Origin of the sequence: Rhodococcus sp. 3258 (genome assembly GCF_031456475.1) — a bacterium.
In the GTDB taxonomy this organism is placed as follows: Bacteria; Actinomycetota; Actinomycetes; order Mycobacteriales; family Mycobacteriaceae; genus Rhodococcoides; species Rhodococcoides fascians.
The window spans coordinates 39,568-59,664 of the sequence record NZ_JAVDUT010000003.1 but is presented as its reverse complement, the minus strand read 5'-3'; the positions used below and the strand labels follow the sequence as shown (position 1 = coordinate 59,664).

The 20,097-nt window shown below is 63.7% G+C and carries 20 protein-coding genes and 1 tRNA gene; 8 read left to right on the top strand and 13 right to left on the bottom strand.

Annotated elements, in window-relative coordinates:
* Nucleotides 1–24 precede the first annotated feature (24 nt).
* Nucleotides 25–228, top strand: coding sequence for a hypothetical protein (locus J2X62_RS11115; protein WP_027497271.1), 204 nt, complete (start codon nt 25–27; stop codon nt 226–228).
* Here J2X62_RS11115 and J2X62_RS11110 read toward each other — a convergent pair.
* Entirely contained in the window at nt 204–695 is a 492-nt protein-coding gene (locus tag J2X62_RS11110) for a DUF1772 domain-containing protein (protein ID WP_027497270.1), read from the bottom strand. The two genes, J2X62_RS11115 and J2X62_RS11110, sit on opposite strands and share 25 nt — an antisense overlap.
* A gap of 122 nt (nt 696–817) precedes the next feature.
* Between J2X62_RS11110 and J2X62_RS11105 the strand changes: the two genes are divergently transcribed.
* Nucleotides 818–1,807: an AraC family transcriptional regulator gene (locus J2X62_RS11105; RefSeq protein ID WP_230074495.1), complete on the top strand. Its 990-nt coding sequence runs from the start codon at nt 818–820 to the stop codon at nt 1,805–1,807.
* Here the strand turns inward: J2X62_RS11105 and J2X62_RS11100 are convergent.
* The 3 genes from J2X62_RS11100 to J2X62_RS11090 all read right to left on the bottom strand — a co-directional run bounded on the left by J2X62_RS11100 (nt 1,792) and on the right by J2X62_RS11090 (nt 2,843).
* Nucleotides 1,792–2,523: an AAA family ATPase gene (locus J2X62_RS11100; RefSeq protein WP_032400010.1), complete on the bottom strand. Its 732-nt coding sequence runs from the start codon at nt 2,521–2,523 to the stop codon at nt 1,792–1,794. The two genes, J2X62_RS11105 and J2X62_RS11100, sit on opposite strands and share 16 nt — an antisense overlap.
* Before the next feature lie 3 nt (nt 2,524–2,526).
* Nucleotides 2,527–2,703 carry a hypothetical protein gene (locus tag J2X62_RS11095; protein ID WP_165430221.1) on the bottom strand — a complete coding sequence of 59 codons (177 nt, stop codon included), beginning with the start codon at nt 2,701–2,703 and terminating at the stop codon, nt 2,527–2,529.
* Nucleotides 2,704–2,766: 63 nt separating this feature from the next.
* Nucleotides 2,767–2,843: transfer RNA gene (locus J2X62_RS11090), tRNA-Leu, on the bottom strand.
* A gap of 120 nt (nt 2,844–2,963) precedes the next feature.
* On the opposite strand from J2X62_RS11090, the gene J2X62_RS11085 reads away from it, so the two are divergent.
* Together J2X62_RS11085 and J2X62_RS11080 are read left to right on the top strand one after the other, a co-directional pair.
* Nucleotides 2,964–3,596, top strand: a complete 633-nt coding sequence (locus tag J2X62_RS11085; RefSeq protein ID WP_027497267.1) for an ANTAR domain-containing response regulator — start codon at nt 2,964–2,966, stop codon at nt 3,594–3,596.
* 174 nt (nt 3,597–3,770) lie between these two features.
* The gene (locus J2X62_RS11080) at nt 3,771–5,105 is read left to right on the top strand and encodes an ABC transporter substrate-binding protein (protein ID WP_032374321.1); all 1,335 of its coding nucleotides are present in this window, start codon (nt 3,771–3,773) and stop codon (nt 5,103–5,105) included.
* Nucleotides 5,106–5,256: 151 nt separating this feature from the next.
* Here the strand turns inward: J2X62_RS11080 and J2X62_RS11075 are convergent, their stop codons facing one another.
* From J2X62_RS11075 to J2X62_RS11060, 4 genes are read right to left on the bottom strand one after another with little or no spacing between them, the layout of a single operon-like run.
* Complete coding sequence (locus tag J2X62_RS11075; protein ID WP_027497265.1) at nt 5,257–6,060, bottom strand: ABC transporter ATP-binding protein; 804 nt, start codon at nt 6,058–6,060, stop codon at nt 5,257–5,259.
* Entirely contained in the window at nt 6,060–7,154 is a 1,095-nt protein-coding gene (locus J2X62_RS11070; protein WP_027497264.1) for an ABC transporter ATP-binding protein, read from the bottom strand. The genes J2X62_RS11075 and J2X62_RS11070 overlap by 1 nt, the downstream gene beginning before the upstream one ends.
* The gene (locus J2X62_RS11065) at nt 7,147–8,136 is read right to left on the bottom strand and encodes a branched-chain amino acid ABC transporter permease (RefSeq protein WP_027497263.1); all 990 of its coding nucleotides are present in this window, start codon (nt 8,134–8,136) and stop codon (nt 7,147–7,149) included. The genes J2X62_RS11070 and J2X62_RS11065 overlap by 8 nt, the downstream gene beginning before the upstream one ends.
* 7 nt (nt 8,137–8,143) lie before the next feature.
* Nucleotides 8,144–9,484 carry a branched-chain amino acid ABC transporter permease gene (locus J2X62_RS11060; protein WP_283550181.1) on the bottom strand — a complete coding sequence of 447 codons (1,341 nt, stop codon included), beginning with the start codon at nt 9,482–9,484 and terminating at the stop codon, nt 8,144–8,146.
* A 259-nt stretch (nt 9,485–9,743) separates the two neighbouring features.
* Between J2X62_RS11060 and polA the strand changes: the two genes are divergently transcribed.
* The gene (gene polA, locus J2X62_RS11055) at nt 9,744–12,485 is read left to right on the top strand and encodes a DNA polymerase I (RefSeq protein ID WP_032391040.1); all 2,742 of its coding nucleotides are present in this window, start codon (nt 9,744–9,746) and stop codon (nt 12,483–12,485) included.
* Nucleotides 12,486–12,563: 78 nt separating this feature from the next.
* Here the strand turns inward: polA and trxA are convergent, their stop codons facing one another.
* From trxA to J2X62_RS11040, 3 genes are all read right to left on the bottom strand, one after another.
* Nucleotides 12,564–12,935: a thioredoxin gene (gene trxA, locus J2X62_RS11050; RefSeq protein WP_027497260.1), complete on the bottom strand. Its 372-nt coding sequence runs from the start codon at nt 12,933–12,935 to the stop codon at nt 12,564–12,566.
* 89 nt (nt 12,936–13,024) lie between these two features.
* The gene (locus J2X62_RS11045; protein ID WP_032365530.1) at nt 13,025–14,023 is read right to left on the bottom strand and encodes a helix-turn-helix domain-containing protein; all 999 of its coding nucleotides are present in this window, start codon (nt 14,021–14,023) and stop codon (nt 13,025–13,027) included.
* Between the two features lie 210 nt (nt 14,024–14,233).
* Nucleotides 14,234–14,740, bottom strand: coding sequence for a 2'-5' RNA ligase family protein (locus J2X62_RS11040; RefSeq protein ID WP_032365529.1), 507 nt, complete (start codon nt 14,738–14,740; stop codon nt 14,234–14,236).
* Nucleotides 14,741–14,749: 9 nt separating this feature from the next.
* Between J2X62_RS11040 and J2X62_RS11035 the strand changes: the two genes are divergently transcribed.
* Nucleotides 14,750–15,847, top strand: coding sequence for an isocitrate/isopropylmalate dehydrogenase family protein (locus J2X62_RS11035; protein WP_230074716.1), 1,098 nt, complete (start codon nt 14,750–14,752; stop codon nt 15,845–15,847).
* Nucleotides 15,848–15,859: 12 nt separating this feature from the next.
* Here the strand turns inward: J2X62_RS11035 and J2X62_RS11030 are convergent, their stop codons facing one another.
* Nucleotides 15,860–16,687, bottom strand: a complete 828-nt coding sequence (locus J2X62_RS11030) for a class I SAM-dependent methyltransferase (RefSeq protein WP_310180482.1) — start codon at nt 16,685–16,687, stop codon at nt 15,860–15,862.
* A gap of 214 nt (nt 16,688–16,901) precedes the next feature.
* Here J2X62_RS11030 and rpsA point away from each other — a divergent pair, with 214 nt between their 5' ends.
* Nucleotides 16,902–18,380 carry a 30S ribosomal protein S1 gene (gene rpsA, locus J2X62_RS11025; RefSeq protein WP_027497255.1) on the top strand — a complete coding sequence of 493 codons (1,479 nt, stop codon included), beginning with the start codon at nt 16,902–16,904 and terminating at the stop codon, nt 18,378–18,380.
* A gap of 148 nt (nt 18,381–18,528) precedes the next feature.
* On the opposite strand, the gene J2X62_RS11020 is transcribed toward rpsA, so the two are convergent.
* Nucleotides 18,529–18,738, bottom strand: coding sequence for a hypothetical protein (locus tag J2X62_RS11020; RefSeq protein WP_027497254.1), 210 nt, complete (start codon nt 18,736–18,738; stop codon nt 18,529–18,531).
* A 129-nt stretch (nt 18,739–18,867) separates the two neighbouring features.
* On the opposite strand from J2X62_RS11020, the gene coaE reads away from it, so the two are divergent.
* The gene (coaE, locus tag J2X62_RS11015) at nt 18,868–20,085 is read left to right on the top strand and encodes a dephospho-CoA kinase (RefSeq protein WP_032365535.1); all 1,218 of its coding nucleotides are present in this window, start codon (nt 18,868–18,870) and stop codon (nt 20,083–20,085) included.
* The last annotated feature ends 12 nt before the right edge of the window (nt 20,086–20,097 follow it).

Genomic DNA, 20,097 nt, shown 5'->3' with positions numbered 1-20,097 from the left:
CTCGGGTGGGACCACAATGGAGAGATGTTGGATCCACGCGTACTCGACAACAACGAACTCGAAGCCGAACTCGCCGCCTTGCGCAGAGGACGCGACGCCGCGATGGACGAAGGCGCGCGAGATGTGTCCACTGCCGATACCGATCATCTCATCGCCCGCTTCGAGGACGAGATTCGCAGGCGTCACCAGGACGGTGAGTCCGATCAGCCCAGCGCGGATCTGCCCTGACCGAGGATCAGCACGGCGCACGCCGCCGTCGACGAGATGATCCGGACGGTGTTCCACCGTGTCCAGTTCGACGTGAACGACTGCCACATGTCGGCTCCCGACGGACTCGCCGGATCCACCGCTGCCAATGCATCGTTGAGTGGGACGTTGAACGCCACCGTGACCACGAAGCAGCCCACCACGTAGAGCCCTGCTCCCGCGCCGACCCAGGTCGATCGCCCACCCTCCGTGGTGATCGCGAGAACGGTTGCGAGAGAACAGGTCAACGCCGTACCGACGAACAGCGTCAGAAACAGTGGGTTGAGGATCGCGGCGTTCGATCTCTGCATCGCGGCGATCGCGTCGGGCACCGGTAACGACGCCAGGCCAGGAAGAACACTGACCGAGAACGCGAGCATGACGCCCGCGACGAGGCCGCATCCGACTGCTGCGACCAGGGTGGCGATCGAGGAGATCTTGTCGATCATCGGTTTTCCTTCCCGGGGATTCGTCGTGCGCTTCCGACCTTTCCGCGTCACGGGTGGATGGACAATGCGCGCGGGGCTCGAATTCATGTCCGATCGTCCCGGCCGTGGGGGACAATTGTCCGGTGCGTGGAGCCGACCCCTGGAAGTCACCCGATCCGCTCGGTGAGGCTTTGCATTTCCTCCGAATGACCGGGTCCTTCTACGTGCGTTCCGAGATGAGTGGCTCGTGGGGGCTGGCCCTGCCCGCGATGGACGACGCTGTGTGGTTCCACACCGTGGTCGACGGGTCGTGTGTGCTGTCGGTCCCCGGGGAGTCGACGCGTGAGCTCGTTCCCGGCGACTTCGCGTTGGTTCCCCACGGGCGTGGGCACGTATTGGCGGCCGACATCGAGTCTGTCGGCGACGCGACCAGCGTGTCCGAGGTGCCACACGATTACGTCAGCGACCGGTACGCGGTGATCGACCAGTGCGATGCGAGCGGACCCGATACCGTGTTGGTCTGCGGGGCCGTCCGGATGGATCATCCTGCGGCGCAGCAGCTTCTTCGGCTGCTACCGGCGGTGATCGTGATCGACGCAGACAGCGAACCACGGCGCGCACGTATGCAGAACATCCTCGCCATAGTGGCCGACGAGGCACGATCGCTCGAACCCGGGGGAGAGGCAGTGATCACCAGGCTTTCCGACGTTCTGGTGATTCAGGCGTTGAGGTCATGGATTGTGGACACTCCGAGCGCGCAGTCCGGTTGGCTGGGAGCGTTGCAGGACGAGCGGATCGGAGGCGCGCTGGCTCGCATTCATCGAAATCCCGACGAGCGGTGGACCGTTGCGGCACTGGCGTCGAGTGCACACATGTCACGTTCGGCGTTCTCGGCTCGATTCACCGCATTGGTCGGCGATTCGGTGATGAGTTACCTGGCGACGTGGCGGATGCAAGTCGCGTACGACACATTGCGGTCCGAGGACGTGGTGCTGGCCGAATTGGCCAGGCGCAGTGGCTATTTGTCGGAGGCAGCATTCGGCAAAGCGTTCAAACGGGCGATGGGAGTCTCTCCGGGGAGTGTGCGTCGTCGTCGGGACGTGGCGTTGGTGCCGGTTCAGTCGAGTAGATGACGGAGATACACGTTCGGATCGTCGAGATATCGCCGCCAGTGCTGGACCAATTCGAGTTCGTCCCAGGTGCTTCGGCGCAGACCGTGTTCACCCACTTCGACGATGTCCGCACCGGGTGTCGATGCCAGGATCGGTGAATGCGTGGCACAGACGAGCTGTGCCCCCTCCTCGCCCAAGTGGGACATCAGCGCGACCAGGTTCAGGCACGCGGTGAACGACAGGGCCGACTCCGGTTCGTCCAGCACATAGAAGCCCGGTTCGGCCAACATCGCACCGAACATGGTGAGAAAGCCCTCACCGTGGCTCATTTCGGCGGTGTTCTCGTCCCAGAAGCCCGGCATGCCGCCGAGGTTCTCGGCCATCTCGAATGCAGTCTCGGCGCGCAGGAAGAATCCCCGCTTCTGCTCGCGCGGACCCCGCAGCATGCGCGCGCCTCGTGGCGTGGTCTCGAGTTCGAGCACCTCGCCGAGGACGCTCGTCACCTCGTCCAGTCGACGAGACTTCTGCGCTGCTCGACCCCCGCGGGCGTCGATGCCGAAACGCTCTGCGATCGCCTCTACGAGAGTCGACTTACCGGAACCGTTGTCGCCCACCAGAATTGTGACCGGTGCGAGAAACTCGAGTCCCTCGCGCGCGAGGTCGGCGACAGCGGGAACGGTGAAGGGCCACTCCGATCCCACATCGTCGGCGTGGACAAAGGCGCGCTCTACGAACATGATTCAGGCGGTGACCAGGCGGTCGACGTAACCGGTCTCGTGGGCGGAGTCGGCGCTGCAGGTGTAGTAGACCCACTGAGCGGACTGGTCCGCGGAATCTCCGAAACGGTGGTCGACCTTCTGCGCGCACAATTTCCCCGCGCTGGTGTCATGGCAACGAAGACTGCTGGGTATGTACATCACCCCACTGTAGGCGTGATCGGGAGTGGACCCGACCGCTGTCGCGGCCGGTCGATCGTGCTGTGGTGCCCTCGGTGAGACTCGAACTCACACTGGACGGGTTTTGAATCCGTTTCCTCTGCCAATTGGGATACGAGGGCTGGCGTCTTTCAAGCAACGATTGACGAGTGTAGAAGATGCGCTTTCGGCCCCGTGCACCGGTACCCTTCAGTTGCTCGATGCCCCTGAGGGGCGACGACTGTCGAAGGAGACCGGTACAGATGAATGCTCCTGATACGCACGGTACTGGCAAGCCTGCGCTGCGGGTGGTGGTCGCGGAAGACGAATCCCTGATTCGTCTCGACCTGGTGGAGATGCTCCGCGAAGAGGGATACGACGTGGTCGGTGAGGCCGCGGACGGTCAGCAGGCTGTGGAACTGGCTGTCGAACTTCGACCGGATCTGGTGATCATGGACGTGAAGATGCCGCGTCGTGACGGCATCGACGCGGCCTCCGAGATCGCGGAGAAGCGGATCGCGCCGGTGGTGATTCTCACAGCGTTCAGTCAGCGAGAGCTCGTGGAGAAGGCGCGCGATGCGGGTGCCATGGCCTATCTGGTCAAACCGTTCACCAAGGCCGATCTGATGCCTGCAGTCGAGTTGGCCGCGAGCCGATTCGGCGAGATCTCTGCGCTCGAATCGGAGATCGCCGATCTTCAGGACCGACTCGAGACCCGCAAGCTGATCGAGAAGGCCAAGGGCGTCCTGATGGAGTCGCAATCGCTGACGGAACCGCAGGCGTTCAAGTGGATTCAGCGTGCCGCGATGGACCGACGCACGACGATGAAGGCGGTAGCCGAGGTCGTGATCGAAACACTCGGTACTCCGGCGAACAACCCTGTGGCAGAGAGCTGATCGGCCCGCGGAAAGCTACGGCCACGTAAAACTTCGACCTCTTAGGTCACAGTCAGGTCACGAGCGTCGTTCTAGGCCTTGCGAACCGGTTTCGAGCATTAGCGTCTGGTTCACACATGAGCCACATGTAACTCAGGTGAGCTTCAACGACGAGCAATTTCAAGGAGAACCTAGATGGCAATTCGGACCTATGTCCGCACGGCTGCAGTGCTGAGCGTCACCTCGCTCGCACTGTTCGGCTGTTCGTCGAGCGACGACTCGGGCTCGACCGACTCCACCAGTGCCAGCGGCGGCACGTCGGCCGCGGAAACGACCGTCTCCACCGACTGCACTCCTGAGCAGGCCACCGCCGGATCCACTCCCGACACGTCGCCGCTGGTGGTAGGAACCCTCCTTCCCGAGACCGGCACCCTGGCCTTCCTCGGACCACCCGAGGTCGCCGGTGTCCAGCTGGCCGTCAACGATGTCAACGGTGCGGGCGGCGTCCTCGACCAGCCCGTCACGCTCATCCCCGGTGACTCGGGCGACACCACCACCGACACCGCCAACACCACGGTCGACCGTCTGCTCGCCGGCGGCTCGAACGTCATCGTCGGTGCGGCGTCGTCCTCGGTGTCGCTCAAGGTCATCGACAAGATCGCCAGCGCGGGTGTCGTGCAGTTCTCGCCTGCCAACACCTCCGACCAGTTCGTCTGCTACCCGGACAAGGGCCAGTACTTCCGTACCGCGCCCACCGATGTGCTGCAGGCACAGGCACTCTCGCAGCTGATCGCCGAGGACGGCGCGCAGCGCGTGGCCATCCTGGCTCTCAACGACCCCTATGGAACGGGCCTGGCCAAGAACACCGCCGACAACCTCGAAGAGGCCGGCATCGCGGCAGACCAGATCCAGACCACGATCTACGACCCGAACGCACAGTCGTTCAACGCCGAGGTCGACGGCGTGAAGAACTTCAACCCGGATGCCGTCGCCATCATCGGCTTCGAGGAGTCCGCGAAGATCATCACCCGTATGCACGAGATCGGCATCGGACCGTCCGACGGCACGTTGGTCTACGGCGTCGACGGCAACATGGGCAACGCACTCGGTGAGTCGGTCGCTGCAGGCCTGCTCGACAAGATGCGCGGCACCACCCCGCTGACCGACGTCGGCACCGCGTTCCAGGACCGACTCAAGGGCGTGGATCCGGCATTGGTCGACTTCAACTACGCCGGTGAGTCCTACGACGCGGTCGTCATCTCGGCGCTGGCAGCCGAGCAGGCGAAGTCGACGGCAGGCACCGACATCGCTGCCAACATCAACAGCATCACCAAGGACGGCACGAAGTGCACGACCTTCGCCGAGTGCCTCCCACTCGTCAAGGCCGGCACCGATATCGACTACGACGGAGTCACCGGCGCGCTGAACTTCAGTGACGCAGGCGAGCCCGCCACCGGTTCCTACGGCAACCTGGTCTTCGGACCGGACAACAAGCTGACGACGGACGGATACATCGTCGTCGGTGAGTGATCTGTAGCTGCTGCACAGCCTCCGGGCCCGAGTCCTGACATCAGGACTCGGGCCCGGAGTCGTTCGAATACACCACGTTGGGTACCTATGGCGCAGGTACGAGAAAGCCCCGACTCGAACTATGTCGAGTCGGGGCTTCCTGCCGAGAAGGTCAGGCCTTCTTTTCTTTGCTTCCCGCGAGAGTGCCGAGGTAGAGCTCGATCACCTTGGGATCGTTCATCAACGCCGGCCCGGTATCGGTGTAGGCGTTGCGACCTTGATCGAGAACATAGCCGCGGTCGCAGATCTGCAGGCAGCGGCGGGCATTCTGCTCGACCATGATGATCGAGACGCCCGCCGCGTTGATCTTCTTGCAGCGGATGAAGACCTCGTCCTGGAACATCGGCGACAAGCCTGCCGACGGTTCGTCGAGCAGCAGCACCGACGGTTCCATCATCAGGGCCCGCCCCATCGCCACCATCTGGCGCTCACCGCCCGACAGTGCACCTGCCTTGACCTTCTTGCGTTCGCCGAGCAGTGGGAACAACTCGCTGACGAAGTCGAACCGCTCACCGAACTTCTTGGGCCGCAGATAGATTCCCATCTCGAGGTTTTCCTCGATCGTGAGCGATGGGAACACGTTCTGCGTCTGGGGCACGTATCCGACGCCCTTGGTCACCAGAACGTGCGCCTCGGCGGAGGTGATGTTGTCACCGCGCAGCTTCACACTGCCCTCGCGGACCGCCACGAGGCCGAACAACGTCTTGAGCAGAGTCGACTTACCGGCACCGTTGGGTCCGATGATGCCAACGATCTCACCGTCGTTCAGAAAGAAGTTGCACTCACTGAGGATGTTCACACCGGGGATGTACCCGGCAACCAGACCGTCGGCGCGCAGCAACGCTCCTTCGGCCAGACGCGCATGCTCGCCCGGCGTGGCCGCGAACTCGGCCGGCGTCAGAGTTTGTTCGCTCATCAGTTGTCCTCCTTGGCTCGGTGCGAGCCGCCCGCAGCAGTGTCGGTGGCTGCGGGGCTGACGAACTCCGGTTCCGAAAGATCGCCTCCTGCTTGCAGTTCCTCCACCTCGGCTTGCTTCAATGCCTCGGCCAGTTCGGCGGTCGCTCCGACGGGATTGCCGTCGGCATCGAATTCGAGTGCTTGATCGTGATGGCTACCGAGATAGGCATCGACGACGGCACCGTTGTTGGAGAGCTCTTCCGGGGTGGACTCGGCGATGATGCTGCCCTGAGCCATCACCACCACCCAGTCGCTGATGTCGCGGATGACATCCATGTCGTGTTCGACGAACACCACCGTCATGCCGTCGTCGCGCAGCGATTTGATGTGGCCCAGAAGCGATTGCGTCAGAGCGGGATTGACTCCGGCCATCGGCTCGTCGAGCATGACAACCGACGGATCGGTCATCAACGCTCGCGCCATCTCCAAGAGTTTGCGCTGACCACCGGACAACGAGCCGGCCAGATCGTCGGCTTTGGCGTCGAGTTTGAATCGCCCCAGCAGTTCGTAGGCGCGTTCGGTGATCTGACGCTCCTGTGCCTTCCACGTCCACGGCATGAACGTGTTGATCATGCGCTCGCCGCGTTGGCCCGTCGCGCCCAGTCGAACGTTGTCCAGCACAGTCAGTTTCGACAGTGCTTTCGTCAACTGGAAGGTGCGGACGACGCCTTTGCGTGCCACCTGATGAGGGTGCATCCGGCCGAGTTCCTGACCGTCCATCGACCACGTTCCGGTGTCGGGTCGGTCGAATCCGGTGAGCAGGTTGAACAGTGTGGTCTTACCCGCACCGTTCGGTCCGATCAGACCGGTGATGCATCCGCGCTGGATCTCGAGGTGCGCCACGTCGACGGCCTTGAGGCCGCCGAAGGTACGCGAGACCCCGTCGACCACCAATGTCGCGTCGGGCTTGGCTGCCCCGGGCTCGTTGGCGACGCCGGCGAACAGACTGGCACGCTGATCGCTCGACAGTGCTTTGGCCGCACGTGCTTCGAGTGTGCTGGCTTTCTTGCTCGGTGTCGCATCTGCGGCGGCACCGGTGCTCGGGTCAGGCATTGAGTTGAACCTCTCGCTTGTTGCCGAGAATGCCCTGGGGTCTGAACACCATCAGCACGGCGATCAGAATTCCCAGGAGTACGAATCGTGTGGCACCGACCTGGGCACCGGTGAGGTTGAGCACCGGATCGTCGCCCGAGATCAGTTGCCGCAGAATCGCGTCGGGAATGGACAGCAGGAACCAGAACAGCATTGCGCCGATCACGGGGCCGAACACCGTTGCGGCACCACCGAGAATGAGAGCGCCGAACGCGAAGAACGTCTGCGCGGTCGAATAGAAGTCTGGGTTGATCGACTGCGTCTGCAGTGCGTTGAACACCCCGCCCATACCGCCGATCACGCCGCCGAGAACGAGTGCCTGCATCTTGTAGACGAACACGTTCTTGCCCAGCGACCGGGCAGCGTCCTCGTCTTCACGAACCGCCTTGAGAACACGACCCCACGGGCTGTGTGTCAGCAGGTATACGACCCCGCACAGCAGCAGTACCAACGTCCAGCCGACGAGCATGGCCCACAGGTCGTTACCCAGGAACCGAACGCCGATGAAGCTGTACGTCTTTCCACCCTCGAACGGGCTGAGGTTGGTGAACGGAGCTGCGAATCCGGTGATGCCGTTGGTGGACTTGGTCACCGAATCGGTTGCCGTGGAGCGGAATACCAGTCGCAGGATTTCCGATGCGGCGATCGTCACGATGGCGAGATAATCCGCTCGCAATCGCAGGGTCGGAATGCCGAGCACCAGAGCCAGCAGGCCGGCCGCAGCGAGACCGACCAGAATGCCGAGCCACAGTGGCTGCTCGTAGGTGATCGTGGTGATGCCGACGCCGTAGCCGCCGAGCAGGGCGAAGCCGATCTGGCCGAAGTTGAGCAGACCGGCGTAGCCGAAGTGCAGGTTCAGGCCGATGGCGAGCAGTGCGTAGAAGATGGCCGACGGGCCGACCAGCTGAGCAAGAGAGATCTGAAGTGCGCCGATGATATCCATGTGCAGGTCACCCGATCCTTTGTCGCGAGCCGAGGATGCCCTGAGGACGGACGACGAGGATGAGAATCAAGACGAGCAACCCTCCGATGTATTTGAGGTCGGGATTGATGACCAACGTCGACCACTGCACGAGCAGACCCACGATGACGCAACCGAGGAATGCGCCGTAGGCCGTGCCGAGTCCTCCGAGCGTGATTCCGGCGAACATGAGCAGTAGGAGTTTGAAGCCCATCTCCCATTGCACGCGGCCGCCGAGTTCGGAGAGCCCGAACAGCACGCCGCCGAGGGCGGCCAGGCCGCCACCGAGGCACCAGACGAACGTCACGACGCGCTCGACGTTGATACCCGACGAGGCAGCCAGATCACGGTTGTCGGCCACCGCACGCATGGCTTTACCGATCTTGGTGCGCTGCAGCATCAGTGCGACGCCGATGAGGACGACGACGCTGATGACGATGCAGGCGAGGTTGACGTTGGTGATCGACAGTGGGCCCCAGTCGTTCTCGGTCTGAGCCTGGTAGTCGTCGAATGGCTCCGAGCGGTCGGAGAAGAAGATCAGGATGAGGTAGCGCAGCGCAATGGCGAGTCCGATCGTCACCACCAGCTGAGCGATCAGGCCGGTTCGACGTTTACGCAACGGCCGCCAGATCAGGGCGTTGTTGAGCCAGCCGATCGCGACTCCGACAATGATCGCCAGCACGGTGGCCGGAATCAGTTGTATCCCGAGGCTCACATTGAAGAACCATGCCGCGACGGCTCCGAGCGTCACGAGTTCGCCGTGTGCGAAGTTGGTCAAGCCCGTCGTTCCGAAGATCAAGCTCAGACCGACCGCCGCGAGCGCGATGACCAGACCGAAGCGGAAGCCGTCGACCGTGGTGCGCACGAACTTCTCGTAGAACGGGGTGCTGGTCGCGGTCCTGGCCTCACCGAAGGAGAAGATGACGGTGTTCGAGCGACCGGCCTGCACGTCGCGCTCGACCTCGCCCTGCACGCTCACCCCGTCGGGGAGCGTTTCCTGGACCACCTGGAATGTGTATGTGCCAGGCGACAATTCGAGAGTCCAGCGTCCGCCGGTCTCGCTGGTGGTGCGGGCCACTTCGCTGCCCGACGCGTCGAGCGCCGCAACATCGACCCCTTCGAGGCGTTCTCCACCGTTGTTGAGCGATCCCGCGACGCTGACGGCGTCTGCGGGCGGTGCCTGTTCGGCACTGGTTCCCGGCGCCGCCGGGGGAGAGGGGGTAGGTTCCTGCGCCAACGCAGGCGCACTGAACAGCAGCGCCGCAATGGAACTCAGGATGGCGAGTAGGAGTGTTCGCTGGAATACGCGAACTGCAGATCTTGCGCGCAACCTCGGTGGTTGCACCTTTCTGGTCCATCGAACATTTGGAGCCACGCACGTCCTCCGGACGGTTGTCGTTGAGTCACGGGATGGGGATTTACTGCAATTGTCGGACTCTATCCGTTGAAACGACGCAAAATCGGCAACTGAGATTTCCGGAAAGTATCGGTTGTGTTTCGCGCTGCGGGAGATCGGTGCCGCGGCGATTGCGTCGCGGTGCCCGCATCCGGCTACGTGATGTCGGACCCGCTACCTAGACTGGTCAACCGTGAGCCCAGTAACCGACAAAAGTGCAGCACCCGCAGCCCGGACCGATGCGAAGTCAGCCGAAGAGCGTCCGACGCTGCTCCTCATCGACGGTCACTCGATGGCCTTCCGTGCCTTCTTCGCGTTGCCGGCGGACAATTTCAAGACCACGAGCGGTCAGTCCACCAATGCCGTGTACGGGTTCACCTCGATGCTGATCAACCTGTTGCGAGACGAGAAGCCGACGCACATCGCCGCCGCCTTCGACGTGTCACGGCAAACGTTCCGAGCCGAGCGGTTCCCCGAATACAAGGCGAATCGGAGCAAGACGCCGGACGAGTTCGCGGGCCAGGTGGACATCACCAAGGACGTGCTCGGTGCCATGGGCATTCCCGTGATGGCCGAGGCAGGATTCGAAGCCGACGACATCATCGCCACTCTGGTCACACAGGCCGAGGCACTGGGCTATCGCGTCCTCGTGGTCACCGGCGATCGTGACGCACTGCAGCTGGTCACCGACAACGTCACAGTGCTCTATCCCCGCAAGGGTGTCTCGGACCTGACGCGATTCACTCCGGACGAGGTCGCCAACAAATACGGTCTGACGCCCTCTCAGTACCCGGACTTCGCAGCTCTGCGCGGAGATCCGAGCGACAACCTTCCCGGCATCCCCGGCGTCGGAGAGAAGACGGCGACCAAGTGGATCATCGAATACGGGTCGCTCACCGCACTCGTCGACAACGTCGACAAGGTGAAGGGCAAGGTGGGCGACGCATTGCGGGCCAACTTGTCGAGTGTGGTGCTCAACCGCGAGCTCACCGAGATGGTGCGCGACGTGCCGTTGCCCTTCACACCTGATCAACTCGAGCTGGCCCCGTGGGATCGCGAGAAGATCCACGCCCTGTTCGACGATCTGGAGTTTCGCATCCTGCGGGATCGACTGTTCGAGACACTCGCCTCGGTCGAGCCCGAGGCAGAAGAAGGGTTCGACGTTCGGGGCGGCGTCGTCGCGCCCGGGGAGTTGGCGGCGTGGCTGGACGAGCATGCGTCCGACGGTCGGCGTAGCGGGGTATCCATCCTCGGACCACGCAGGCCGTACGACAGCGACGCGACCTCGGTGGCCATCGCGGCAGCAGACGGCGAAGGTGCCTTCGTCACCACGACGGCTCTCGACGAATCCGACGAACGCGCTCTGGCCGCGTGGTTCGCCGATGCGGATCGACCCAAAGCTCTGCACGAGGCGAAGTGGGCACTGCACGCTGTTCGTGGTCGAGGATGGACGCTCGGTGGGTTGACGACCGATACCGCGCTCGCGGCGTATCTCGTCCGGCCCGGTCAGCGGTCGTTCAACCTCGACGACTTGTCGCTGCGCTACCTCAAGCGCGAACTACGCGTCGAAGACGCGGGCGAGGGGCAGATGTCACTTCTCGACGCCGAGGACACCGCTGACGCGGCATTCGCCGAGGGCGAAATTCTCAAGGCGCGGGCGGTCATCGATTTGGCCGACGCCCTGGACGCGGAACTCGCGGCAATCGAGTCGACCACTCTGCTCTCGGAGATGGAACTGCCGCTGCTGACAGTGCTTGCCGATATCGAAGCCACGGGCATCGCAGTGGACGGCGATCACCTGCGCTCGCTGCAATCGGGTTTTGCTGCGCAGGTCGACGAGGCCGCGAATTCTGCGTACGGCGTGATCGACAAGCAGATTAATCTCGGATCGCCCAAACAGCTGCAGGTGGTGCTGTTCGAGGAACTCGACATGCCCAAGACCAAGAAGACCAAGACCGGGTACACCACCGACGCCGATGCTCTTCAGGGGCTGTTCGAGAAGACCGAGCATCCGTTCCTGAAGTTCCTGCTCGACCACCGTGATGCCACACGAATGAAGGTGACGGTGGACGGCCTGCTCAAGTCCGTCGCCGAGGACGGCCGCATTCACACCACGTTCAATCAGACCGTCGCGGCCACCGGACGACTGTCGTCGACGGAACCGAATCTGCAGAACATTCCGGTGCGGAACGAGGCGGGTCGCCACATCCGCGACGGCTTTGTGGTCGGTGCGGGCTACGACACTCTGCTCACCGCCGATTACAGCCAGATCGAGATGCGCATCATGGCGCACGTATCCGGTGACGAGGGGCTGATCGAAGCGTTCAACACCGGTGAGGACTTGCACAGCTTCGTCGGTTCGCGCGCGTTCGGCGTACCGATCGACGAGGTCACCCCGGAACTACGCCGTCGAGTCAAGGCCATGTCGTACGGCCTCGCCTACGGACTCAGCGCGTTCGGCCTCGCCGCGCAGTTGAAGATCTCCACCGACGAAGCCAAGCAGCAGATGGAGGCGTACTTCGCTCGCTTCGGCGGCGTGCGCGACTACCTGCGCAACGCGGTCGAGGAAGCCCGAAAGGTGGGCTACACCTCGACGCTGTACGGCCGTCGTCGTTACCTGCCAGATCTCAACAGCGACAATCGTCAGCGTCGCGAGGTCGCCGAGCGTGCGGCACTCAACGCTCCGATCCAGGGCACTGCCGCAGACATCATCAAGGTAGCGATGATCGACGTGCACAAGTCTCTGGCGGAGTCGACCTTGAAGTCGCGCATGCTGTTGCAGGTGCACGACGAACTGGTACTCGAGGTCGTCGACTCCGAGCGCGAGGAAGTCGAGGCGTTGGTGCGTAACAAGATGTCGTCGGCCATCGAATTGTCGGTGCCCCTCGAGGTGTCGGTCGGTACCGGTCGCAGCTGGGATGCCGCAGCTCACTGAGTCGGGGCCGGCTCATGCATGACGAAGGGCCGCTCACCGGATTCGGTGAGCGGCCCTTCGTTTTGTGCTGTGAGGGAACTACTCCGCTGCGGGTGCCTGCTCGGCGATCTGCTGACGGACGACGTCCATGTCGAGTGCCTTGATCTGGCCGACGAGGTCTTCGAGCGCCGGAGCGGGCAATGCGCCGGGCTGGGCGTAGACCAGGATGCCCTCGCGGAAGGCCATGATCGTCGGGATCGACTGGATCTGCGCGGCAGCGGCCAAGCCCTGTTCGGCTTCGGTGTCGACCTTGGCGTGCACGATGTCCGGGTGCGCGTCGGAAGACTTCTCGAACGTCGGCGCGAACTGGCGGCACGGACCGCACCAGGAGGCCCAGAAGTCGACCAATACCACGTCGTTGCTGGTGACGATCTCGTCGAAATTCTGCTGAGTCAAAGTCTGAGTGGCCACGCGTACCCTTTCGATTGATTGCGCTTCTTGTTCGTCTCAACGCAGAGGTTCTCCGGAATCTTCCCGGACCCATTCCTCTCCGTGGTCTGTCACACGGGTTGCGGCGCGGCCCGGAACGTTCGGCGGTACGAGTTGGGCGTCGTGCAGCGAAGTCTGACGAAATGCTGGCGCAGGGCTGCGGCATTGCCGAAACCGACGACTTCGGCGATCGAATCCATGGGCAGGTCGGAGTTCTCGAGGAGCTGCTGCGCAGCCAGTACGCGTTGGTCGTTGAGCCACCGCGCGGGCGTCGTGCCGGTCTCGGCGGCGAACTTGCGGGCGAATGTACGAGCCGACATGTTCACCCGCGCAGCCAGTCGGCCGATCGTGAGTTCCGAATCGAGGTTCTCGGTCATCCAATCGAGCAACGGTGCCAACGTTTCGGTTCGGATCGCCGGTAGTGGACTGGTGACGAACTGCGCCTGGCCGCCGTCACGGTGTGGCGGAACGACCATTCTGCGCGCGATTCCGTTGGCCACGACACTGCCTTGGTATTTGCGGACGATGTGCAGGCACAGGTCGATACCGGCCGCGGTGCCCGCACTGGTCAGTACATTCCCGTCGTCCACGTAGAGAACGTTCGGATCGACCTGCGCCAACGGGTATTTCGCGGCCAGGGAGGCCGAGTGTCGCCAGTGGGTCGTACACCGCCTGCCGTCGAGCAGGCCCGCCGCGCCGAGTACGAACGCGCCGTTGCACAGGCTGGCGACCAGCGCGCCTCGGTCCACCGCCGCACGGAGTTTGTCGAGTAGTGGCTCGATCGAGGGGCTGTACTTACTGCCGCACACGTAGCTTCCGTCGTCGGCCGATTCGGTGCCGCCGGCCGGAACGATGATCAGATCGGCGCTGTCGAGCCGGTCGAGATCGTGGGGCACATCGATCGTGTAACCCACCCGGGTGCGAATCGTGTCGGGGACCCCGGCGATCAACGAGAAGTCGTAGGTGGGCAGTCCCTCGTCGGAGCGGTCGAATCCGAACACCTCGCAGGCCACGCCGAGCTCGAACTGCTCGGTCAACGGCAGCAGTACTGCGACCACCTTCTTCAGCATGACAGCAGTATGGCAGAAAATCGACGATACATGTCGTTACTGCCACTCGTGTTGAGTCGGCGCAGGTAGGACGCTGGTGGCATGACAATTGTACTGGTGGTTGTGTTGATGTTTCTCGCCCTCGATGCGTGGGTCGCTGTCGGCCGCACGCCGGATACACATGCGGAGGTGACCCAGTTCGGAGACTTCCGGTTCTGACAGGCCTGGCTGTCAGCCGATGCGCCATTCGCACTTGTTGTCGCCGTCCCACCGACGCAAGGCAACGGCAGAGCCGATCAGGTCGTCCAGGTGCGGGCACAGCAGGCGCGTCGCGGCACCGGCTTCGTCGGGTGTCAACCGCCGGGCCAGCGTCACGTGCGGCGTCCAATGCCCGATGGCGACATTGTCGAACGAGCCCGGGCCTACGGCGGCATGCATCCGAGCATGCAGGTCGAGCAGTTCGACGCTCGGCACGACCAGACGGGCCAGGGTGGCGGTCCGGCCACCGAATACGACGAGGCCGCCGAGACGAACATCGAACGGGTCGAAACGCACGGCCGTACCGGAATCGACGGACGCGGGCATGGACGACGCCACCGAGACGGTGATGTGCGGACGATTCGACTCGCCCCGATGACGGTTCTGGCTCGGCAGGCCGGCATCGGAGAGTGCCGCCCACTCGCGGCGAACCGTAGTATCGAGCCCCGAGTCGAGGAGGAGTTCGGCGGACTGCACCATGTAGTCATGATGGCGCAGACGGACGGACGAGATGCACCGACTCTACGAATTGGGGCCATGACCGGCGACGGTATCGGTCACGAGATCGTCCCTGCGACGATCCGGGTGGTGGACGCAGCTCTGGCCGCTGTGCACGGTCCCGTCGTCGACTGGCAGCACTTGCCGCTGGGGTTGGGTGCTCTCGACGAGCACGGAACGCCGATGCCCGAGCACACGTTGAACGAGCTCGGCAGGCTCGAGGCGTGGATTCTCGGGCCTCACGACAGCGCGTCGTACCCCGAGCCGTTCCGATCTCAGCTGACTCCGGGCGGACGAATTCGCAAGCATTTCGATCTGTTCGCCAACATCCGTCCGGCCAAGGCACTCCCTGGAGTGCGCGCGATGTCGCCGCAGATGGACCTGGTGGTGGTGCGGGAGAACACCGAGGGCTTCTACGCCGACCGCAACATGTTCGTCGGCAGTGGCGAGTTCATGCCCACGCCCGATGTAGCGCTCGCGGTGGGAGTGTTCACCCGTTCGGCGTGCGAACGCATCGCTCGTGAGGCCTTCTCGCTCGCAGACCGGCGGCGGAGGAAAGTGACGATCGTGCACAAGACCAACGTGCTGTCGATGACGACGGGATTGTTTCGCGATGCCTGCCGGTCCGTCGGCGAGGAGTTTCCGCAGGTAGACGTCACCGAAGAGCACGTGGACGCCCTCGCGGCGCATCTGGTTCGACGCGGTGAGGACTACGACGTCATCGTGGCCGAGAACATGTTCGGGGACATCCTCTCCGACCTGACCGGAGAGCTGTCCGGGTCACTCGGCACGGCACCGTCGATCAACTCTTCACGTACCCAGGCCATGGCGCAGGCCTCCCATGGATCCGCCCCGGATATCGCAGGCAAGAATCGCGCCAACCCGACGGCGCTGTTCCTGTCGGCCGCGATGCTGCTCGAGTGGCTCGCCGATCGGCACGGGGACGAACGGCTCGCCGCCGCAGCCGGCCGGATTCGGCACGCCGTAGACGACACCGTCGAATCCGGGGTCGCGACAGCAGACCTCGGCGGTCAGGCGTCGACCAGCGCCTTCACCGAGACCGTCGAAGCCAGGGTGCACCGGCGCTGATCGACTACGGACTCACCGCGGTTTTCGACTACTGAAGATCGCGGTGCCGGGAAACAGCTGGCCGCGCAGTGGGCTCCACTGACCCCACTCGCGGTCGAGCCACTCCGGCCAATCCGGCTCGACGATGTCGCGAACCTCGAGACCTGCGGCGACCAGCTCGCGCACGCGATCACCGATCGTGCGGTGATGCTCGACGTAGTTGGGGGTCCCGTCGGCGTCGTACTCGACGTACGGGGTTCGATCGAAGTACGGAATCGTCGCGGTCAGGCCGCCCACCCCGGGATCGTCGGGGAACACCCAGCGCATCGGATGGTTGACCGCGAACACCCAGATGCCGCCCGGCCGCAGTACCCGCGCCACTTCCTTCATCACGTTGGCGGAGTCCGCGACGAACGGAACCGCACCGAAGGCCGAGCACACGATGTCGAACCCCTCGTCGGCGAACGGTAGGGACTCGGCACTGGCCTGCACCAGCGGAACCGTCGACCCGCCCGCGGTCATCGCGTCGACGCCGCGCTGCAACATGCCCATCGAGATGTCGAGGCCGATGGCGCGCGCCCCCTGAGTCCCGAGCCAGCGGGCGCAGGGTGCGCTGCCGCAGCCCACCTCGAGAATGTCCTTGCCCGCGACGTCACCCAGCAGATGCACGTCGCCCTCGTGCAGTCCCTCCGGGCACCAGACGAACTCTCCGGATTCGGTCGACGCGCCCAGAAACGCGCCGTGCGTACGGTGATAATTGTCGGCATCCGAATCCCACCAGGTTCGACTCGCGCGGTCGCTCGCGACCGAATCGATTCGGCCGCGGCCGGGGGTGGACGACGGTGCGCAAGGATCGGTCACACGCCGACTCTAACCGGGTTTGTGCTGGTACTGCGGCATCGCGTACCCTGATCAACGCGAGTGTGTTCATGCTGCGCCCAGGTCGGGTTCGCCCGGCGTCGACGCGTGCGGAGCCGGAAACGGATCCGCGGAAGATGCTCGTGCTGCACACGTTTCACAAGTCCGACCGAACATCCATCAACCGATACCCAACCCGTCCGGAGCAACTCAACACATGCCCTCAACCACAACCTCACCGCAGGTAGCCGTCAACGATATCGGCTCCGCAGAGGATTTTCTCGCCGCCATCGACGCCACGATCAAGTACTTCAACGATGGTGACATCGTCGAGGGCACCATCGTCAAGGTCGATCGTGACGAGGTTCTACTCGACATCGGTTACAAGACCGAAGGCGTCATCCCTTCCCGCGAGCTCTCCATCAAGCACGATGTCGACCCCAACGAGGTCGTCTCCGTGGGAGATGAGATCGAAGCACTCGTCCTCACCAAGGAGGACAAGGAAGGCCGTCTGATCCTGTCCAAGAAGCGAGCTCAGTACGAGCGCGCTTGGGGCACGATCGAGGAGCTCAAGGAGAAGGACGAGGCCGTCAAGGGCACCGTCATCGAGGTCGTCAAGGGTGGACTCATCCTCGACATCGGTCTCCGTGGCTTCCTCCCCGCCTCGCTCGTCGAGATGCGTCGCGTCCGCGACCTCCAGCCGTACGTCGGCAAGGAGATCGAGGCCAAGATCATCGAGCTCGACAAGAACCGCAACAACGTGGTCCTGTCGCGTCGCGCATGGCTCGAGCAGACCCAGTCCGAGGTCCGCAGCGAGTTCCTGCACCAGCTGCAGAAGGGCCAGGTCCGCAAGGGCGTCGTGTCCTCCATCGTCAACTTCGGTGCCTTCGTGGACCTGGGTGGCGTCGACGGCCTGGTGCACGTCTCCGAGCTGTCCTGGAAGCACATCGATCACCCGTCCGAGGTTGTCGAGGTCGGCACCGAGGTCACCGTCGAGGTTCTCGACGTCGACCTGGACCGCGAGCGTGTGTCGCTGTCGCTCAAGGCAACGCAGGAAGATCCGTGGCGCCAGTTCGCTCGCACCCACGCGATCGGCCAGATCGTGCCCGGCAAGGTCACCAAGCTCGTTCCGTTCGGTGCGTTCGTGCGCGTCGAAGAGGGCATCGAGGGCCTCGTGCACATCTCCGAGTTGGCCGAGCGCCACGTGGAGGTTCCGGACCAGGTCGTGGGTGTCGGCGACGACGCACTCGTCAAGGTCATCGACATCGATCTCGAGCGTCGCCGGATTTCGTTGAGCCTCAAGCAGGCCAACGAGGACTACGCAGAAGAGTTCGATCCGTCCAAGTACGGCATGGCCGACTCGTACGACGAGGGTGGCAACTACATCTTCCCCGAGGGCTTCGACTCCGAGACCAACGAATGGCTCGAAGGTTACGAGAAGCAGCGTGAAGAGTGGGAAGGTCGCTACGCCGAGGCCGAGCGTCGCCACAAGATGCACACCGCTCAGATGGAGAAGACGGCCAAGGACGAAGCTGCCGAAGCCGCCAACACCAACTACTCCTCCGAGTCGGGTCAGGCTCCCGCCGATGCAGAAGGCGATGCTCCCGCAGCGTCGGCTCCCGCCTCGACCGGTGGATCGCTGGCCAGCGATGCGCAGCTCGCTGCACTTCGCGAGAAGCTGTCGGGCAACGCCTGATAGAAGTAGTCCACCCGTGAGGGTGTGACCTCGGCCCCGGTTCTCCCTGTGAGAACCGGGGCTTTCTCGTTCGAATACGCAGGTGCAACAGGAACGACAATGGACCCGGTTCTGCTGAACCGGGTCCAAGGTTGAGGGGGAGTGCGAACTACGCGGCGGTGGCTGGACTCCACTGGCCGACGCTCGCCGTGCGCTTACGCATTGTGGCGAAGCTGTGGCGGGCAGGGGTCAGGAGGTTGGTGAACCAGTTACGCCGGTGGTCGGCCAGCGCCGAGGCAACTTCTGGAATGAGAATGCAGTGAACGCCTGCATCCATGCCGAGGCGGTGCCGACCCGGTTGGATCTGATTGCTTTGCATGGGTGTCCTTTTCGCTGGCGGTGGGTCGGCACATCGAGGTCGCGCTCGTCGAAGATAACCGACAGGCTCGCAATACCGGTGCATTTGGGGCTGGTGGGCTTCGGCGTGTTCGAGTGTCAGACTGGACGCATGCTGAGACTGGGACTGACCGGCGGAATTGGTGCCGGCAAATCGACCGTGGCGAAAGTGCTGACCGAACTCGGGGGAGTGCTCGTCGACTCGGACGTACTTGCCCGCGAAGTGGTGGAGCCGGGAACGCCTGGGCTGCAACAACTGACGGACGCCTTCGGTACCGAGATACTGGCGCCCGACGGGTCACTCGATCGGCCGGCTTTGGCCGCCAAGGCTTTCGGCGACGAGGAGTCGCGAAAGAAGCTCAATGCCATCGTGCATCCGTTGGTCGGACAGCGCACTACCGAGATCATCGAGGGTGCGGCTGCGGATGCCGTGGTGGTGCAAGATATTCCACTTCTCGTCGAAGGCTCGATGGCTCCGTTCTTCCATCTGGTCGTCGTCGTCTGGGTCGACGCCGAGGAACGAGTACGTCGGCTGACCGGCCAACGAAACATGCCCGAGGCCGATGCCCGCGCGCGCATCGCCGCGCAGGCGACCGACGATGCGCGCCGAGCTGCGGCAGATGTGTGGATAGACAACACGGGTGCGCCCGGCAGCGTCGACGATCAGGTACGAAACTTGTGGAACGAGCGCGTGATTCCCTTCGAGCGCAACCTCAGAGAGGGCATTGTCGCCCGGACGCATCCGGAACTCGTGACTGCAGACCCGGCCTGGGAATCCCAGGCGCGGCGAATGATCGCGCGCCTTGCTCTCGCGTGTGGGGACAAGGCTGTTCGGATCGACCACGTCGGATCGACGGCGGTACCCGGACTCGATGCCAAGGACGTGCTCGACATCCAGATCACGGTGCGCTCGCTGGCCGACGCAGATTCGGTCGGCGAACAGTTGCGCGTCGCCGGGTTCCCCGGCGTCGAGTCCAGTGACTTCGACGATCCGAAGCCCGCGTACGGAGTGGGTGGTGAGGCCGATCCGGCCGTGTGGGGCAAGCGTTTTCACGGCAACGCAGACCCCGGGCGACCGGCCAACGTCCATGTTCGAGTCGACGGTTGGCCGAACCAGACGTTCGCGTTGTTGTTCCGCGACTGGCTCCGGGCGGACGCGGCTGTCGCGACGGAATACGCCGCTATCAAGCGGCGTGCGTCAGAAGCCGCCGCCGGAATCGCCGAATATCAACCGGCGATCGATGCCTACGTAGACGCGAAGGCACCGTGGTTCGACGTGGCGTATCGGCGGGCGTGGCAGTGGGCGGAGGAGACGAACTGGACTGCCTGAGGCAGAGCTGCG

Excerpts from the sequence above, each read along its gene's own strand:
- J2X62_RS11100 (WP_032400010.1), bottom strand. The coding sequence starts at position 2,523 with ATGTTCGTAGAGCGCGCCTTTGTCCACGCCGACGATGTGGGATCGGAG.
- J2X62_RS11095 (WP_165430221.1), bottom strand. The coding sequence starts at position 2,703 with ATGTACATACCCAGCAGTCTTCGTTGCCATGACACCAGCGCGGGGAAA.
- J2X62_RS11115 (WP_027497271.1), top strand. The coding sequence starts at position 25 with ATGTTGGATCCACGCGTACTCGACAACAACGAACTCGAAGCCGAACTC.
- J2X62_RS11075 (WP_027497265.1), bottom strand. The coding sequence starts at position 6,060 with ATGAGCGAACAAACTCTGACGCCGGCCGAGTTCGCGGCCACGCCGGGC.
- J2X62_RS11080 (WP_032374321.1), top strand. The coding sequence starts at position 3,771 with ATGGCAATTCGGACCTATGTCCGCACGGCTGCAGTGCTGAGCGTCACC.
- J2X62_RS11045 (WP_032365530.1), bottom strand. The coding sequence starts at position 14,023 with ATGCTGAAGAAGGTGGTCGCAGTACTGCTGCCGTTGACCGAGCAGTTC.
- J2X62_RS11065 (WP_027497263.1), bottom strand. The coding sequence starts at position 8,136 with ATGGATATCATCGGCGCACTTCAGATCTCTCTTGCTCAGCTGGTCGGC.
- rpsA (WP_027497255.1), top strand. The coding sequence starts at position 16,902 with ATGCCCTCAACCACAACCTCACCGCAGGTAGCCGTCAACGATATCGGC.
- J2X62_RS11110 (WP_027497270.1), bottom strand. The coding sequence starts at position 695 with ATGATCGACAAGATCTCCTCGATCGCCACCCTGGTCGCAGCAGTCGGA.
- J2X62_RS11070 (WP_027497264.1), bottom strand. The coding sequence starts at position 7,154 with ATGCCTGACCCGAGCACCGGTGCCGCCGCAGATGCGACACCGAGCAAG.
- J2X62_RS11040 (WP_032365529.1), bottom strand. The coding sequence starts at position 14,740 with ATGGTGCAGTCCGCCGAACTCCTCCTCGACTCGGGGCTCGATACTACG.
- J2X62_RS11035 (WP_230074716.1), top strand. The coding sequence starts at position 14,750 with ATGGCGCAGACGGACGGACGAGATGCACCGACTCTACGAATTGGGGCC.
- J2X62_RS11020 (WP_027497254.1), bottom strand. The coding sequence starts at position 18,738 with ATGCAAAGCAATCAGATCCAACCGGGTCGGCACCGCCTCGGCATGGAT.
- coaE (WP_032365535.1), top strand. The coding sequence starts at position 18,868 with ATGCTGAGACTGGGACTGACCGGCGGAATTGGTGCCGGCAAATCGACC.
- J2X62_RS11085 (WP_027497267.1), top strand. The coding sequence starts at position 2,964 with ATGAATGCTCCTGATACGCACGGTACTGGCAAGCCTGCGCTGCGGGTG.